This window comes from Limnohabitans sp. T6-20 (genome assembly GCF_003063505.1).
In the GTDB taxonomy this organism is placed as follows: Bacteria; Pseudomonadota; Gammaproteobacteria; order Burkholderiales; family Burkholderiaceae_C; genus Limnohabitans_A.
On sequence record NZ_NERW01000002.1, the window covers coordinates 965241 to 980688 of the forward strand.

General features: G+C 58.5%; 13 protein-coding genes. All 13 read right to left on the reverse strand.

The window, feature by feature from the left end; genetic code table 11:
* Nucleotides 1-4: 4 nt before the first annotated feature.
* Nucleotides 5-427: a PaaI family thioesterase gene (locus B9Z33_RS10540; protein ID WP_108286918.1), complete on the reverse strand. Its 423-nt coding sequence runs from the start codon at nt 425-427 to the stop codon at nt 5-7.
* Between the two features lie 17 nt (nt 428-444).
* Nucleotides 445-1236: an SDR family oxidoreductase gene (locus B9Z33_RS10545; protein WP_108286920.1), complete on the reverse strand. Its 792-nt coding sequence runs from the start codon at nt 1234-1236 to the stop codon at nt 445-447.
* Between the two features lie 11 nt (nt 1237-1247).
* Nucleotides 1248-2561, reverse strand: a complete 1314-nt coding sequence (locus B9Z33_RS10550) for a serine hydrolase (protein WP_108286921.1) — start codon at nt 2559-2561, stop codon at nt 1248-1250.
* Nucleotides 2562-2601: 40 nt separating this feature from the next.
* Nucleotides 2602-2904, reverse strand: coding sequence for a Dabb family protein (locus B9Z33_RS10555; RefSeq protein WP_108286922.1), 303 nt, complete (start codon nt 2902-2904; stop codon nt 2602-2604).
* Complete coding sequence (locus B9Z33_RS10560; protein WP_108286923.1) at nt 2904-4718, reverse strand: acyl-CoA dehydrogenase; 1815 nt, start codon at nt 4716-4718, stop codon at nt 2904-2906. The genes B9Z33_RS10555 and B9Z33_RS10560 overlap by 1 nt, the downstream gene beginning before the upstream one ends.
* Nucleotides 4719-4867: 149 nt before the next feature.
* Complete coding sequence (locus tag B9Z33_RS10565; protein ID WP_108286924.1) at nt 4868-6043, reverse strand: acetyl-CoA C-acyltransferase; 1176 nt, start codon at nt 6041-6043, stop codon at nt 4868-4870.
* 59 nt (nt 6044-6102) lie between these two features.
* Nucleotides 6103-8214, reverse strand: a complete 2112-nt coding sequence (locus B9Z33_RS10570; protein WP_108286925.1) for a 3-hydroxyacyl-CoA dehydrogenase NAD-binding domain-containing protein — start codon at nt 8212-8214, stop codon at nt 6103-6105.
* Nucleotides 8215-8334: 120 nt separating this feature from the next.
* A complete protein-coding gene (locus B9Z33_RS10575; RefSeq protein ID WP_108286926.1) occupies nt 8335-9030 on the reverse strand; it encodes an ABC transporter ATP-binding protein in 696 nt (231 codons plus the stop codon).
* A complete protein-coding gene (locus B9Z33_RS10580) occupies nt 9030-9806 on the reverse strand; it encodes an ABC transporter ATP-binding protein (protein ID WP_108286927.1) in 777 nt (258 codons plus the stop codon). The genes B9Z33_RS10575 and B9Z33_RS10580 overlap by 1 nt, the downstream gene beginning before the upstream one ends.
* Entirely contained in the window at nt 9803-11095 is a 1293-nt protein-coding gene (locus B9Z33_RS10585) for a branched-chain amino acid ABC transporter permease (protein ID WP_108286928.1), read from the reverse strand. The genes B9Z33_RS10580 and B9Z33_RS10585 overlap by 4 nt, the downstream gene beginning before the upstream one ends.
* A gap of 3 nt (nt 11096-11098) precedes the next feature.
* Nucleotides 11099-12133: a branched-chain amino acid ABC transporter permease gene (locus B9Z33_RS10590; protein ID WP_108286929.1), complete on the reverse strand. Its 1035-nt coding sequence runs from the start codon at nt 12131-12133 to the stop codon at nt 11099-11101.
* A 246-nt stretch (nt 12134-12379) separates the two neighbouring features.
* Nucleotides 12380-13612 carry a branched-chain amino acid ABC transporter substrate-binding protein gene (locus tag B9Z33_RS10595; RefSeq protein WP_108286930.1) on the reverse strand — a complete coding sequence of 411 codons (1233 nt, stop codon included), beginning with the start codon at nt 13610-13612 and terminating at the stop codon, nt 12380-12382.
* A gap of 126 nt (nt 13613-13738) precedes the next feature.
* The gene (locus B9Z33_RS10600; RefSeq protein WP_108286931.1) at nt 13739-15367 is read right to left on the reverse strand and encodes a 3-(methylthio)propionyl-CoA ligase; all 1629 of its coding nucleotides are present in this window, start codon (nt 15365-15367) and stop codon (nt 13739-13741) included.
* Nucleotides 15368-15448: the final 81 nt, after the last annotated feature.

The window sequence follows — 15448 nt, forward strand, 5'->3', positions numbered from 1 at the left end:
AGCGTTAATCGGTGGAAGGCGAAGGGGATTCGCGGCGGCTCACGTATTTGAAGGTGCCGGTGGCGTGCGCGCACAGCTGACCTTGGGCATCGAACACGCTGCCTTCGGTGAATGCCATGCTGCGTGTGCGGTGTTGCAAGTGGCCTTTGCCGACCAGCGCTTGTCCGGCGGGCACTTTGGCGGGGCGCATGAAGGTGGTTTTCATTTCGATGGTGACCACGCCCATTTCCGGGTCTACGCTGCGCGCAGCGGTGGCCATGATCACATCCAGAAAAGTCATGACCGCGCCGCCGTGCGTGACATCGAAAGAGTTGAAGTGTTCGGGCTGTGGTGCGAAATGCAGCTCGGACTCGCCGCCTTCAAACTTCTCCAGGGTGAACCCCAGATGGTCAACGAAAGGGATCTTGGCGCCGAAAGGGATGCTCATGCTCAAGGACTTTCGCATCAGCCGCCGATGATGGCGCTCACGCCACCATCCACCGCCATCCATTGGCCGGTGATGTGCTTGCCTGCGTCACAGGCGAACAGCAGAGCCAGACCTTTGAGGTCTTCGTCATCGCCCAAACGGCGCAGCGGTGCACCTTGGGCCATCTTGTCAGCGCCCAATTTTTCCAGAAGGCCATAGGTCATCTTGCTGGGGAAAAAGCCGGGGCAAATCGCGTTGACAGTGATGCCATGCTCGCCCCACTCACCTGCCAGTGCTCGGGTGAAGTTGACCACCGCACCTTTGGAGGTGTTGTACGCAATCGTCTTCATTTCCGAAGGATTGCCAGCCAGTCCGGCAATCGAGGCGATGTTGACGATGCGACCTTTGCCACGCGGGATCATGCTCAGCTTGGCCACCTCTTGTGACAGGATGAAATAGCCGCGCACGTTGAGGTTCATCACCTTGTCCCAAGCTTCGACCGGGTGGTCTTCGGCGGGCGCGCCCCAAGTGGCACCGGCGTTGTTGACCAGGATGTCAATCGGGCCCATGCGCTCAATCGTCTCTGCGGCCAGACGGCGGATGTCTTCTTCTTTGCCGCAATCGGCTGCGATCCAGCGGGCATCGATGCCAGCGGCTTGCAACTCGGCTGCGGCTTCTTCCAGATCGGCGGCTTTGCGCGAGCTGAGCATGATCTTGGCGCCGGCTTCGCCCAAGGCATGGGCCATTTGCAGACCCAGGCCACGAGAGCCACCAGTGACCAAGGCCACTTGCCCGGTCAGGTCAAAAAGTTGTTGAACAGTGCGTGCCATGTAAATCTCCTTTACTTCATCAAGTGCTTGGCCAACGCCATGTAGGCGGGCAGCGAGGTGGGGTCATTGAACGGGTTGTTGGGCATAGGGAAAGAGGCAAAACGGGCGATCACCATCTCTGCCTTGGGATCGATGTAAATGGCTTGCCCGTGGATGCCACGGGCCGAGTAAGCCCCGTGCTCATTGTTGGACACCCACCACATGTTGCGGTAGGACCAACCAGGCAAAGTCGGGAACGAGGCTTGCGGGAAGGCACCCTTGTCACCGCCTTTGGCGATGTCCTGCACAACCGAGGCGGGAATGATCTGCTGCCCATTGAACTTGCCTTGATTGCGCATCATCTCGCCAAAGCGGGCCATGTCGCGCAGGCTGGCATTCAGGCCCCCCCCGGCAAACTCGGTGCCCAGTGAGTCCACTGCAAAGTAGGCATCCTTGTCCATGCCCATCTTGCTCCAGATGCGCTCGGTCAGATTCTGGCCGACGCTCTTGCCAGTGACTCGGCTGATGACCCAGCCGAGCACATCGGTGTTGATCGTCTTGTACGCAAACTCACCGCCGTGCTCACCCTGCTTTTTGACTGTGGGCATGTAGGCGTAAAAGTTGTCTGGTCCCTGATAGCCTGGTGGACGAGGCAAGGCACGCCCGGCAAACATGTGGGTCCAGAACTCGGATTTGGGATCGAGATAGGCCTCGCTGTACTGGATGCCGGTGCGCATGTCCAAAAGATTGCGGATGGTGGCATCGCCAAAGCCACTGTCCTTGAGTTCAGGCACGTACTGCGCCACCTTGGCGTTTTCGTCGAGTTTGCCTTCGGCCACCAGGATGGCACCAATCAGCCCAAAGAAGGACTTGGTCACCGACATGGACATGTGCTGCTTCTCGGCACTCAGTGCTCCGGCGTAGCGCTCGTACACCACTTTGCCCTTGTGCATCACCAGCACACCATCGGTGTAGTTGGCGTCAAAGGCCTGACTCCAGGTCATGGGCTCTGTTTTACCCAGCGGCGTGAAGCTCACAGCATCCAGGTCTTTGCGCTCGGCACGCGTCAAGGCCACAGCAGCATCGGCCCCCCGGCTCACGGTGGTGGTTGGAGCGAGCTGGCGGTAATTGGAGAAGCTCCAGCGGAACTGAGGAAATTTGTAAAACGAGCCATCATGGAACTGGATGACCTTGTTCGCAGGCGGGGGCGAGCCCGCCATCCAGCCCAAAGTCACGGGATCGGTCTGAGCTGCGGTCGGCAGCGCTGGCGCTTGGGCCATCAAGCCTGAGCTGATGACCAACAAAGTCAACGCTGTTGCGCTGTACCGCAAAGTAATTCTTTTCATGCTTTGTCTCCAGTGAATAGGGAGGTCTTGTGACCTTCTTTTACAAGCTGTAATCCATGCAGCGTCGTTCTTTGACAACCGACTTCATGAAAGGCTTGATGGCCACATGATCAGGGTGATTCTGGTAAGCCGCTAGCACCTGCGCGTCATCGACCAGCATGTGCAGGACCAGGTCGTTGGTGCAGTCCATACCGGGGGTCGCGGTGGCGACTTCAAAGCTGCGGATACCCGGCACCACGTTGGCACAAGACAAGAGCAAGGCTTTGGCTTTTTCGAGATTGTTGGCCTTGTCGGCCCCTTCAGCCTGCTCGTGCAGGTTCCACATCACGATGTGTCGGATCATCAAAAGGCCTCCTCGGGCAAGTCGGCGCAAGTCGGGTCGCGGCTTTTGACCACGTTCAGCCAGGCACCGATCTTGGGCAATTCATAGCGGAAGAAATAACGGCAGGCGGCGCGGCGGCCCTGTGCGGCGGGGGTGTTGTTGCCGTCCAAGCTGGCTGCGACATCGAGCCAGATCCACGCAATCACAGTGTGGCCAAAGGCCTGCAGGTAGGGCACGGCATTGGCCAGGGCCTGCGCGGGTTCGGCACCGTCCCAAGCCTGTTGTGTGGCCAGGCCGACTTGATTCAGGGCATCACGCAACGCTGCGGCTTCAGGAGCCCAGCTGGCTTCGGCTTTGGCGGCTGTGGCCAGCATGCGCTGTGCCAGCAGTTGCAGACCCCGGCCGTTTTCCATCAGCACCTTGCGGCCCAACAGGTCCATGGCCTGGATGCCGTGCGTGCCTTCGTGGATCATGTTTAGGCGGTTGTCGCGCCAATATTGCTCCACCGGGAAGTCGCGGGTGTAGCCATAGCCGCCGTGGATCTGGATGGCGAGGCTGTTGGCCTCCAGACACCATTCGCTGGGGAAGCTCTTGACGATGGGCGTGAGCACTTCCAGAAGCAAACGCGCCACATCGGCGTCTTCGGGCGTGCCGGTGTGCTGCTCGTCCACCAGCCGTGCGCTGTACAAGGCCAGCGCCAAAGCGCCTTCGCTGTAGGCCTTTTGCGCCAGCAGCATGCGCTTGATGTCAGCGTGTTCGATGATGCGCACCTGAGGCTTGCTCGCGTCTTTGCCCCCTGCACCGCTGGGTCGGCCTTGCGGGCGGTTTTTGGCGTAATCGAGGCTGGCGTAGTAACCGGCCATGCCCAGCATGGTGGCGGCCATGCCCACGCCGATGCGGGCCTCGTTCATCATGTGGAACATGCACTTGAGGCCTTCGCCGGGCTTGCCGACGAGATAGCCCACGGCCCCGGCTTCACCCCTGACGGGGTATTTGCCCTCACCAAAGTTCAGCAGCGTGTTGGTCGTGCCGCGCCAGCCGCATTTGTGGTTCAGGCCCGCCAGCGCCACGTCATTGCGCTCGCCGGTCAGCTGGCCATTGGTGTCCACCAGCTTTTTAGGAACGATGAACAGCGAGATGCCCTTGACGCCTGGCACCAGCAGGCCATTCGCGTCAGGAATCTTGGCCAGCACCAGGTGAATGATGTTTTCACTCAACTCGTGTTCACCTGACGAAATCCACATCTTGTTGCCGCGCAGGCGGTAACGGGCACCGAGGGCATCGGATTCGAAGTCAGCGCCATCGGGCATGGCACGGGTCATCACGTCGCTCAGCGACGAGCCCGCTTGCGGCTCACTCAGGCACATGGTGCCCGAGAAGCGGCCGCTGAATTCGTTGGCGGCAAACACCTGTTTTTGCAGATCGGTGCCATGCACCATCAGCAAATTGGCGTTGCCGCTGGTGAGCATGCCCGAGCCGATGCTGACCGAGGCCATGGCAAAAAACGCGTTGGCAGCGGCCTCGACCGTGTAGGGCAGCTGCATCCCCCCGACTTCGTAATCTTGCGCGGCACTCAACATGCCCGACTCGGCATAGGCCTTGTACGCGTCGTGCGTGGCCTGCGGCAAGATGACTTTTTCGCCATCGAAGTGCGGCTCTTGCGTGTCCACCGTGCGGTTGAACGGCGTATATTTCTCGCGGGCGATGCGCTCGCAGGTGTCGAGCACCGCATCAAAAGTTTCCCGGCTGTGGTCGGCAAAGCGCTCGCGGCTTTGCAGGCTTTCCACTTTCAGCCAGTCGTGGAGCAGGAAATCAACGGTGGGACGCAGGCTCATCGGATCGGTCTTTCTTGGCAATGCACTTATGGGAGCGAGCCCCTGCTCGCGAAGCATTCGGCCACAGGGGTGGCCTCCCACATAAAAAAAGGGCAGAAGACATCATGCCCTCTGCCCTCTTGTGGATCAGCCATCCACGCGACAGTTCATCACAGCACTTCAAAAATGCCGCAAGCGCCCATGCCGCCGCCAATGCACATGGTTACCGCCACGCGCTTGGCGCCACGGCGCTTGCCTTCGATCAGGGCGTGGCCTGTCAGGCGCTGGCCCGACACGCCGTAGGGGTGACCCACAGCGATCGCACCACCGTTGACGTTCAGGCGGTCGGCCGGGATGCCCAGCTTGTCGCGGCAGTACAGCACCTGCACCGCAAACGCTTCGTTGAGTTCCCACAGGTCAATGTCATTGACGGTGAGGCCCAAACGCGCCAGTGCTTTGGGCACGGCGTACACGGGTCCAATGCCCATTTCGTCAGGCTCGCAACCGGCCACGGCAAAGCCCAGGAATCGGCCCAGAGGCTTCATGCCGCGTTGCTCGGCCAGCTTTTCGTCCATCAGCACGCAAGCGCCTGCACCGTCCGAGAACTGGCTGGCGTTGCCAGCAGTGACCAGGCCACCGGGTAAAGCCGAGCGCAGGCCGCTGATGGCTTCCACCGTGGTGCCTTCGCGCAGACCTTCGTCTTTGCTCACGGTCACTTGTTTGGTGGTCATGCCCATGACTTTGTCGATCACACCTTGCGTGACCGTGATGGGTGCGATTTCGGCGTCAAACAAACCAGCGGCTTGTGCAGCGCAGGCTTTTTGCTGGCTGGCCGCACCGTAAGCGTCCATCACATCGCGGCCGATCTTGTAGCGTTTGGCTACTTGCTCGGCGGTTTGCAGCATGTTCCAGTAGATCTCGGGCTTTTGTTTGGCCAGCGACAGGTCTTGCAGCATGTGGGTGTTCATCTCTTGCTGGACGCAAGAGATGCTTTCGACGCCACCGGCCACATAAACCTGGCCTTCGCCCGCGATGATGCGTTGCGCCGCCAGAGCAATGGTTTGCAGACCCGAAGAACAAAAACGGTTCACAGTCATGCCCGAGACCGAAATCGGCAGACCGGCCTTGAGCGCGATCTGACGCGCGATGTTGGCGCCTGTGGCACCTTCGGGCGTGGCACAACCCATGATCACGTCTTCGACTTCGGCGGCATCAATGCCTGCGCGGGCCACAGCGTGTTGCACGGCGTGACCGCCCAGCGTCGCGCCGTGGGTCATGTTGAAAGCACCTTTCCAGCTCTTGGCCAGAGGGGTGCGTGCGGTGGATACGATGACTACATTCGTCATGATGAAAACCTTTCGTGTGAGGGACGAACACAAGGTCCGTCCGCTCAAAAATTAAAAAATCAGTTGAATGTCTTGCCTTCGGCCACCAAACGCGCCAGCAAAGGTGCGGGTTGCCAGAACTGGGCGTCGTCATGCGGATTTTTGGCAAAGCGCTTCATGGCTTCGGCCACATTGAACAGGCCCAAAGTGTCGGCGTAGTTCATGGGGCCACCGCGCCAGAACGGGAAGCCATAGCCGGTGATGTACACCATGTCGATGTCGCTGGCCTTGCTGGCAATGCCCTCTTCCAGAATGTGCGCGGCTTCATTCACCAGAGAGAACACCAAGCGCTGCACGATTTCTTCGTCGGAAATCTTTCGGGGTGTGATGCCCATGGCGGCACGGTGCTTTTCGATCATTTCGACCACCACGGCGCTCGGAATCGCATCCCGCTTACCGGCTTGGTAGTCGTACCAGCCTGCGCCGGTTTTTTGACCATAACGGCCCATCTCGCAGAGCAGGTCAGCGGTTTTGCTGTACTTGAGGTTTGGTTTTTCGGTGTAACGGCGCTTGCGGATCGCCCAGCCAATGTCGTTGCCAGCCAAGTCGCCCATGCGGAATGGCCCCATGGCGAAGCCGAACTTCTCGACGGCCTTGTCCACTTGGGCTGGTGTGCAACCTTCTTCGATCAGGAAACCGGCTTGGCGGCTGTACTGCTCGATCATGCGGTTACCGATGAAACCATCGCAGACGCCTGAGACGACCGAGGTCTTCTTGATCTTTTTGCCGATGGCCATCACCGTGGCCAACACATCTTTGCCGGTTTGCGCACCGCGCACGACTTCGAGCAGCTTCATCACGTTGGCGGGGCTGAAGAAGTGCATACCGATCACATCTTGTGGGCGCTTGGTGAACGAGGCGATTTTATTGACGTCGAGTGTCGAGGTGTTGGAGGCCAGGATCGCGCCGGGCTTCATGACTTCATCGAGCTTCTTGAAGACAGCTTCTTTCACGCCCATTTCTTCGAACACGGCTTCAATGACCAAGTCGGCCTGGCCGATGTCGTCATAGCTCAGCGTGGTGGACAACAGTGCCATGCGCTCGTCGTATTTTTCCTGCTTGAGCTTGCCTTTTTTGACTTGCGCTTCGTAGTTCTTGCGGATGGTGGCCACGCCACGGTCCAGCGCGTCTTGTTTCATTTCCAGCATCTTTACGGGGATGCCTGCGTTCAGGAAGTTCATCGAGATGCCGCCGCCCATGGTGCCAGCCCCGATGACCGCGACCGACTTGATCTCGCGCTTGGGGGTGTCTTCTGGCACATCCGGAATCTTGGATGCTGCACGGTCGGCCATGAAAATGTGGCGCAGTGCACGGCACTCGGGCGTCATCATCAAGTTCATGAAGATTTCGCGCTCGAAGACCATGCCGTCTTCAAACTTTTTCTTGGTGGCCGCTTCGACGGCGTCCACGCACTTGACAGGCGCTGGCAGGTTTTTGGCCATGCCTTTGACCATATTGCGTGCAAACTGGAAATAAGAGTCGCCTTGCGGGTGCTTGCAAGGCAGGTTTTTCACCAAGGGCAGTGGCGAGCCATCGGCATGCGCTGCGGCCACTTTGCGTGCGAGAGCCAAAGCTTCTTCAGGCAGGCTTTCGGCTGATTTGGCCATCGCGTCAAACAGCTTTTGGCCTGGCAACATGGCCAGCATTTCGCTCTTGATGGCTTCGCCGCTGACGATCATGTTCAGGGCCGCTTCGACGCCAATCACGCGGGGCAGACGCTGTGTGCCACCGGCACCAGGGATCAGGCCCAGCTTGACTTCGGGCAGCGCAATGCTGGCACCAGGCGCGGCGATGCGGTAGTGGCAACCCAGCGCCAACTCCAGACCACCGCCCATGGCCACCGAGTGAATGGCGGCGACAACAGGCTTGGCCGAATTCTCGCAAGCGCGGATGACGCTCAGCAAATTGGGTTCCTGAATCGCTTTGGGCGAACCAAACTCACGGATGTCTGCACCGCCCGAAAAGGCTTTACCACCGCCAGTGATGACGATCGCTTTGACAGCCGAATCGTTGTTGGCTTTTTCCAGGCCATCGGTGATGCCTATGCGGGTCGACAGACCCAAACCGTTGACGGGCGGGTTCATCAAGGTGATGACCGCGACATCTCCGTGGACTTTGTATTCAGCTGTCATGCTGCACTTCCTTTGCGTGAAATAAAGCTGGGGACAAAAAAGAACGACCGTTCGTTTTTGAAAGATTGTAGTGGCTAGATGGCTAAAAGACAGCCCAAACTGTCTCGACCGGGACGAATTTCAGACCTCCAGCCACTCTTTGCGGATGTAAGTGTTCTCGCGCAGCGCTTGGGGCGTCCCTTCGAACACGATGCTGCCATGGCCCATGACCAGGGCACGGTCCGAAATTTTCATGGCGATGGTGAGTTTTTGCTCGATCAGCAGCACCGAAATGCCCCGGCTCTTGAGTTCTTCGAGGTACTGCCCCACCAACTCGACAATCTTCGGGGCCAAGCCCTCGGTGGGTTCGTCGATGATGATGAGATCAGGGTCACCCATGAGCGTGCGGCACAAGGTCAGCATTTGCTGCTCGCCGCCCGACAAAACGCCAGCCTCGGTGTGCTCGCGCTCCTTCAAACGGGGAAACATGGCATACATGTCGTCAAAAGACCATCGTCCATTTTTGCCGCTGCGCTTTTGACCCAGTTGCAGGTTTTGGTGCACCGTCAACTTGGGGAAAATGTCCCGGTTTTCCGGCACATAGCCAACGCCCAGATGGGCTATTTCATAAGCTTTTTTGCCTTGAATATTTTGGCCCTTCCAGTCAATGCGGCCCTGGCAATCCACCAGGCCCATGATGGCCTTGGCCGTGGTGGAGCGGCCCGAACCGTTGCGTCCCAGCAAGGCCACGATTTCGCCCTGGCCCACGCCAAAGCTCACGCCATGCAGCACATGGCTTTTGCCGTAATAGGCGTGAAGGTTTTCTACTTGCAACATCAATGGCCTCCCGCTTGGCTGTCTGCGACAGATGAGCCCAGATAGGCCTCTTGCACTTTGGCATTGGCACGCACGGCTTCTGGCGTATCAAATGCGATGACTTCGCCATAGACCACCACCGCAATCTTGTCGGCCAAGCCAAACACCACGCCCATGTCGTGCTCCACCGTCAGCAAGGTTTTGCCCACGGTGACTTCCTTGATCAGATGAATGAAGCGCGAAGTTTCGCTCTTGCTCATGCCCGCCGTCGGTTCGTCAAGCAGGATCACATCGGCCCCTCCGGCAATCGTCACGCCAATTTCCAGGGCGCGCTGTTCGGCGTAGGTCAGATTCACCGCCAGCACATCGCGCTTTTTGTCCAGACGGATCATCTCCAGCAACTGGTCTGCGCGCTCGTTGGCGTCTTTCAGACCCGACAGGAACTTGAAGAAGGTGTACTTGTAGCCAAGGCTCCAAAGCACCGCGCACCGCAGGTTTTCAAAAACACTCAACTTCGGGAATATGTTGGTGATCTGGAAACTTCGTGCCAAGCCCATGCGGTTGATTTCGTAAGGGGTCTTGTGCTGAATGCGCTGACCATTGAGCAAAATATCACCGCTGGTGGGGCCAAAGCGGCCGCTGATCAGGTTGAACAGCGTGGACTTGCCCGCGCCGTTCGGGCCGATCACGGCCACCCGCTCGCCGGGCTCAACGGCCAGGTTCACGCCACGGATGATTTCGGTCTTGCCGAAATTCTTGCGAACGTCTTTCAGTTCCAATGCGTAGGTCGTACTCATACTGCAGTCTCCCGGCGCTTGATTTCTTTTTCGATCTCGGTCTGGATATCACCCCACTCGATCATGTATTGACGGCGGCACAACTCAAACAAACCCAGGCCCGTCAACATGACAAAGACGCAGCCAAACCAGCTGTCCAGTCCTTTGGCGTTGAGCGTGGCCCCCATGAATTTGACCGTGTCACCCAAAGCCGAATTGAGCTGCAGGTGATAAACCATTTCGATCATCGCACCCGCCCCCGCCAACATGACGAAGGCGGTCAAGGCCAAACCGAGGTAACTGGTCCAGATCTGACGCAGCTTGCCAAACTTGGCCACCCGCAGGTTCATCATGATCAGGCTGGCAATGCCACCCGGTGCATACATGACCATGAACAGGAAGATGAGGCCCAGGTAAAGCAACCAGGCCTTGGTCAGCTCTGACAACAGGACAAAGGCAATGACCATCAGGATGGCACCAATGATCGGCCCGAAGAAGAATGTGGCACCACCCAAAAAGGTGAACAGCAAATAAGCACCGGAGCGCCCCGCCCCCACCACCTCGGCGGTGACAATCTCGAAGTTGAGTGCACCCAGGCCACCTGCAATGCCCGCAAAAAAGCCGGCAATGATGAAGGCGATGTAACGCACACGCTGCGTGTTGTAACCAATGAACTCCACGCGCTCGGGGTTGTCGCGCACGGCGTTCAAAATGCGGCCCAGGGGGGTTTGGGTGAAGGCGAACATCAAAGCCACACAGACAAAGGTGTAGGCCGCGATCAGGTAGTACACCTGAATTTGTGGGCCGTAGTTGATGCCAAAGAAGGCCTCACCCGCAACCCGGTTGCCCGAAACGCCCGCCTCGCCCCCGAAGAACTCGGAGAACATCAGCGACATGGCGAACACCAGCTCGGCCACACCCAGTGTGATCATGGCAAACGGCGTGCCCGATTTGCGGGTCGTGACCCAGCCCAGCAAGATGGCAAAGCACATGCCTGCCACGCCACCCACCATGGGCAACAGACTGACCGGGATGTGCCATTTGCCGGCACTGACTGCGTTCAAGGCATGGATGGCCAGATAAGAACCCAGGCCTGTGTAAACCGCATGCCCAAAGCTGAGCATGCCGCCTTGCCCCAACAAGATGTTGTAGGACAGGCAGGCGATGATCGCAATGCCCATCTGGGCCAGCATGGTGGTCGACAGGTTGCTGGTGAACACCAGCGGTGCCATCAGCAAAACCAGTGCAAACAGGCTCCAGATGACCCAGCGGCCAACGTTGTAAGGTTTGAATTTGTAAACAGCAGCCATGTCTTAACCCTCGCGTGTACCCAAAAGACCCTTGGGCCGGAAGATGAGGATCAGCACCAGGAACAAATACGGCAGGATGGGTGCCACTTGCGACAGCGTGAGCTTGGCAAACGAGTTGTCTTGTGTGGCGGCAGACAAGGCCCAGCCCATGTCCTTGGCCAATGTCAAGAAGGAGTAGTCAATGGCCACCGCAAAGGTCTGGATCACACCGATCAAGACCGACGCCAGGAAAGCCCCGGACAACGAGCCCATGCCCCCGACGACAACGACCACAAAGATGACGGAGCCCACGGTGGCGGCCATGGCAGGTTCCGTCACAAACGTGCTGCCACCGATCACACCAGCCAAGCCCGCCAAACCAGTGCCAGCGCCAAACACGAGCATGAAGACGCGCGGCACGTTGTGCCCGAGAGACTCGGCCATTTCAGGATGCGTCAACGCGGCCTGAATCACCAAACCGATGCGCGTGCGGGTCAGCAAGAGCCACAAGGACACCAGCATCAACAGCGCCACCAGCATCATGAAAGCACGGGTGGCCGGGAACGGTGAACACACCACCCGGATGGCGGCATCGGCGGCAGAGCACACTTCAGCCGGTGCGGCACCCCAGACCAGGCTCAGGCCGTTGGCCGAGTGGTTGATCAAGGTGAATGCAGCACTGCGCAGGATTTCGGGTGGTGCAAACTCAACGGCAGTTCGGCCCCAGACCAACTGCACCAGTTCGAGCACCACATAAGACAGACCGAAGGTGACCAGCAATTCGGGCACATGGCCAAACGGGTGCACCTTTCGCAAGGTCACGCGCTCAAACAGCGCGCCACAGGCCCCCACAAAAAGAGGTGCCAACACCAGTGCTGGCCAAAAACCGATCCACCCCGACAGGGTGTAGCCAAAATAGGCACCGATCATGTAAAAACTGGCGTGCGCAAAGTTGAGCACACCCATCATGCTGAAAATCAGCGTCAGCCCGGAGCTGAGCATGAAGAGCAACAGCCCGTAACTGAGACCGTTGAGCATGGAGATGATAAAAAACTCCATAAATACTGCCACTTTCCAGGCTCTGAATGAGCCTTACTTCGTTACCGAAAGTGGGTTGCAATGATCAACCCGAGACATCAAGGGCGCTGACACCCAAAAGAAAGGCCCGACAACTTGCATGTTCATCGGGCCACGGAACCCTTGGGCTCATCAGGCCTGAACCCTGGGGTTCATGAGACCAAGCTTGGCACTGTCAAAACCATCAGGCCCACCAAGCATCGCCTGGTTGGCCTGATTGGCTGCAACTTAGCCAGGACGTTTCATCTGGCAGCTGGTAGGCGTGCTCGAAACGTACGAAGGGAATTCTTTGACTGGCGCCAAAGTCATGCCCGTGTTTTCAGGGCTGTAAGGGTACTTCTTGTCCGCCTTTTGCCACACGGTCATGTACAGCGGTTGCTGCAGCTGGTGGTCGGCCTTGCGGATTTCGACTTCGCCGTGGTAGCTCTTGTACTTGAGGCCTTCCAACGCCGCAGCCACCTTGACAGGATCGGTCGACTTGGCTTTGGCCATGGCTTCACCCAGTGCGCTGTAGATCGAGATCACAGAGCCCGTGTAGAAGTCGTCGTTGAACTTGGTCTTGAACTCGGCCATCCACTTGCCAATGTCACCGCCCATGTTGTAGTGGTTGTAGGCGATCTGGTAGACGCGCCCTGCACCGCCTTGACCCAGCGCAGTGGGCGTGCCGGAGACGCCGGTGTAGTAGGTGTAGAACTTGCCGTTGTAGCCGCCTTCATTGGCCGCCTTGACCAGCAAAGCCAGGTCAGAACCCCAGTTGCCGGTGATCACGGTGTCGGCACCCGAGGCCTTGATCTTGGCGATGTAAGGAGAGAAGTCGCGCACTTGAGCCAAGGGGTGCAGGTCTTCACCCACGATTTGCACGTCAGGACGCTTGCGAGCCAGGTTTTCCTTGGCGAACTTGGCGACCTGATGGCCGTGCGAGTAGTTCTGGTTGAACAGGTAGACCTTCTTGATGGACTGGTCGTCTTTCATGAAGGTGGTCATGGCCTCGATCTTCATCGATGTATCAGCATCGAAACGGAAGTGCCAGTAGCTGCACTTGCTGTTGGTGAAGTCAGGGTCAACAGCGGAGTGGTTCAGGAAAATGATTTCCTTGCCGGGGTTGCGCTCGTTGTGCTTGTTGATCGCTTCGATCAAAGCACCCGCCACCGATGAGCCATTGCCCTGCGTGATGTAGCGAACGCCTTGGTCCATGGCGGCCTTGAGGGCGTTCAAGCTTTCAGCAGGGCTCAACTTGTTGTCGATGCCAATGACTTCGAATTTGACGCCCGCAGGATTGGTCTTGCTGAATTTCTCGGCAAAGAACTGGAAGCTCTTGAGCTGGTTGCTGCCCACGGGTGCCATCAGGCCCGAAAGTGGATCGATCCAGGCAATCTTGACGGTCTCGCCCTTTTGAGCAAAAGCGCCCATGGAGCAAGCGGCCAAGGCGGCGGCAGCGATCAAGCGGGTGGTGATTTTCATTCAAAGTCTCCTGCGTTATGAATCAGAACAGTGCCAGCGTAACCTGTGAAAACACAAATGTGCTCGGGGTTTGCCCCTAAGCCTTATCACCCGCGCGACTTTGAGATCACGCGGGTTTGTTTTGGATCAAAGACCCGGCAAAACGTAGTCCGCCAACTGCTCGCGCAAACGGGTCTTGAGCATCTTGCCGGTTCCGCCCAAGGGGATGGCATCGACAAACACCACGTCGTCCGGGATTTGCCATTTGGCGGTCTTGCCATCGTAGAAAGCAATCAGTTCATCGCGGCTGACTTCTGCGCCTGGTTTCTTGACCACGCACACAATCGGGCGCTCATCCCACTTGGGGTGGCGCATGCCGATGCAGGCGGCCATGGCCACGGCGGGGTGCGCCATCGCAATGTTCTCCACATCGATCGAACTGATCCACTCGCCACCGGACTTGATCACGTCCTTGCTGCGGTCGGTGATTTGCATGAAGCCGTCAGCATCAATGGTGGCCACATCACCCGTAGGGAACCAGCCGCCCACCAAAGGACTGCCGCCTTCTTGTTTGAAATAAGAGGCGATGACCCAGGGGCCTTTGACCAACAGGTCACCTGCAGCCTTGCCGTCATGGGGCAAGCTGTTGCCGTGTTCATCGACGATCTTCATGTCGATGCCAAAAATGCAACGGCCTTGCTTCAGACGCAACTTCATCTGCGCTTCGGCGGGCAGGCTCAGGTGTTTGTTTTTCAGGGTGCACACCGTGCCCAAGGGGCTCAGCTCGGTCATGCCCCAAGCGTGCAGCACGTCCACGCCATAGTCTTGGCGGAAGGCGTCGATCATGGCGGGCGGGCAAGCCGAGCCACCGATCACGGTGCGGTTGAGTTTGCTGAACTTCAGGCCTGCCGGTTTCATGTGGCCCAGCAACATTTGCCAAACGGTGGGCACACCGGCAGCAAAGGTCACGCCTTCGGCTTCGATCAACTCATACACCGATTTGCCATCAAGTGCGGGGCCTGGAAAAACCAGCTTGGCACCGGTCATGGCCGCGCTGTAGGGAATGCCCCAAGCGTTGACGTGGAACATGGGCACCACGGGCAAGATCGAGTCGCGCGCCGAAATGCACATCGAATCGGGCAAGGCTGCCGCGTAGGCGTGCAACACAGTGGAGCGGTGGCTGTACAAGGCGCCCTTGGGGTTGCCTGTGGTGCCGCTGGTGTAGCACAAGCTGCAGGCCGCGTTTTCGTCCAGCTGTGGCCACGCGTAGGTTGCGGGCTGCTGGCCCATCCAGGCTTCGTAGCTGACCAAACCCGGGATACCGGTATCGGCAGGCAGCTTGTCGGCATCGCACAGCGCCACATATTGTTGGATGGTGCTGCATTGGGCATGCACCGCCTGCACCAAAGGCAAGAACGACATGTCAAAGCACAAAATCTGGTCTTCGGCGTGGTTGGCGATCCAGGCGATCTGCTCTGGGTGCAGGCGGGGGTTGATGGTGTGCAGCACACGGCCCGAGCCGCTCACGCCAAAGTACAACTCCAGATGGCGGTAACCGTTCCAAGCCAGCGTGGCGATGCGTGCACCTTGCGGCAATTTGAGCGCATCGAGGGCATTGGCCACCTGACGCGAGCGGCGGCCCACATCGGCCCAGGTGTAGCGGTGGATGTCCCCTTCCACCCGGCGCGAAACGACCTCGCCGTCACCGTGGTGCTTTTCAGCAAATTCGATCATTGAAGAAATCAGCAGCGATTGCTGTTGCATCAGTCCCAGCATGGGTATCTCCTGTCATGGGGGTTGTTCTCAAGCAAATCATTGTGCACCCGGGTGAACGCGCCTTGGCTGATAAAACCCGCC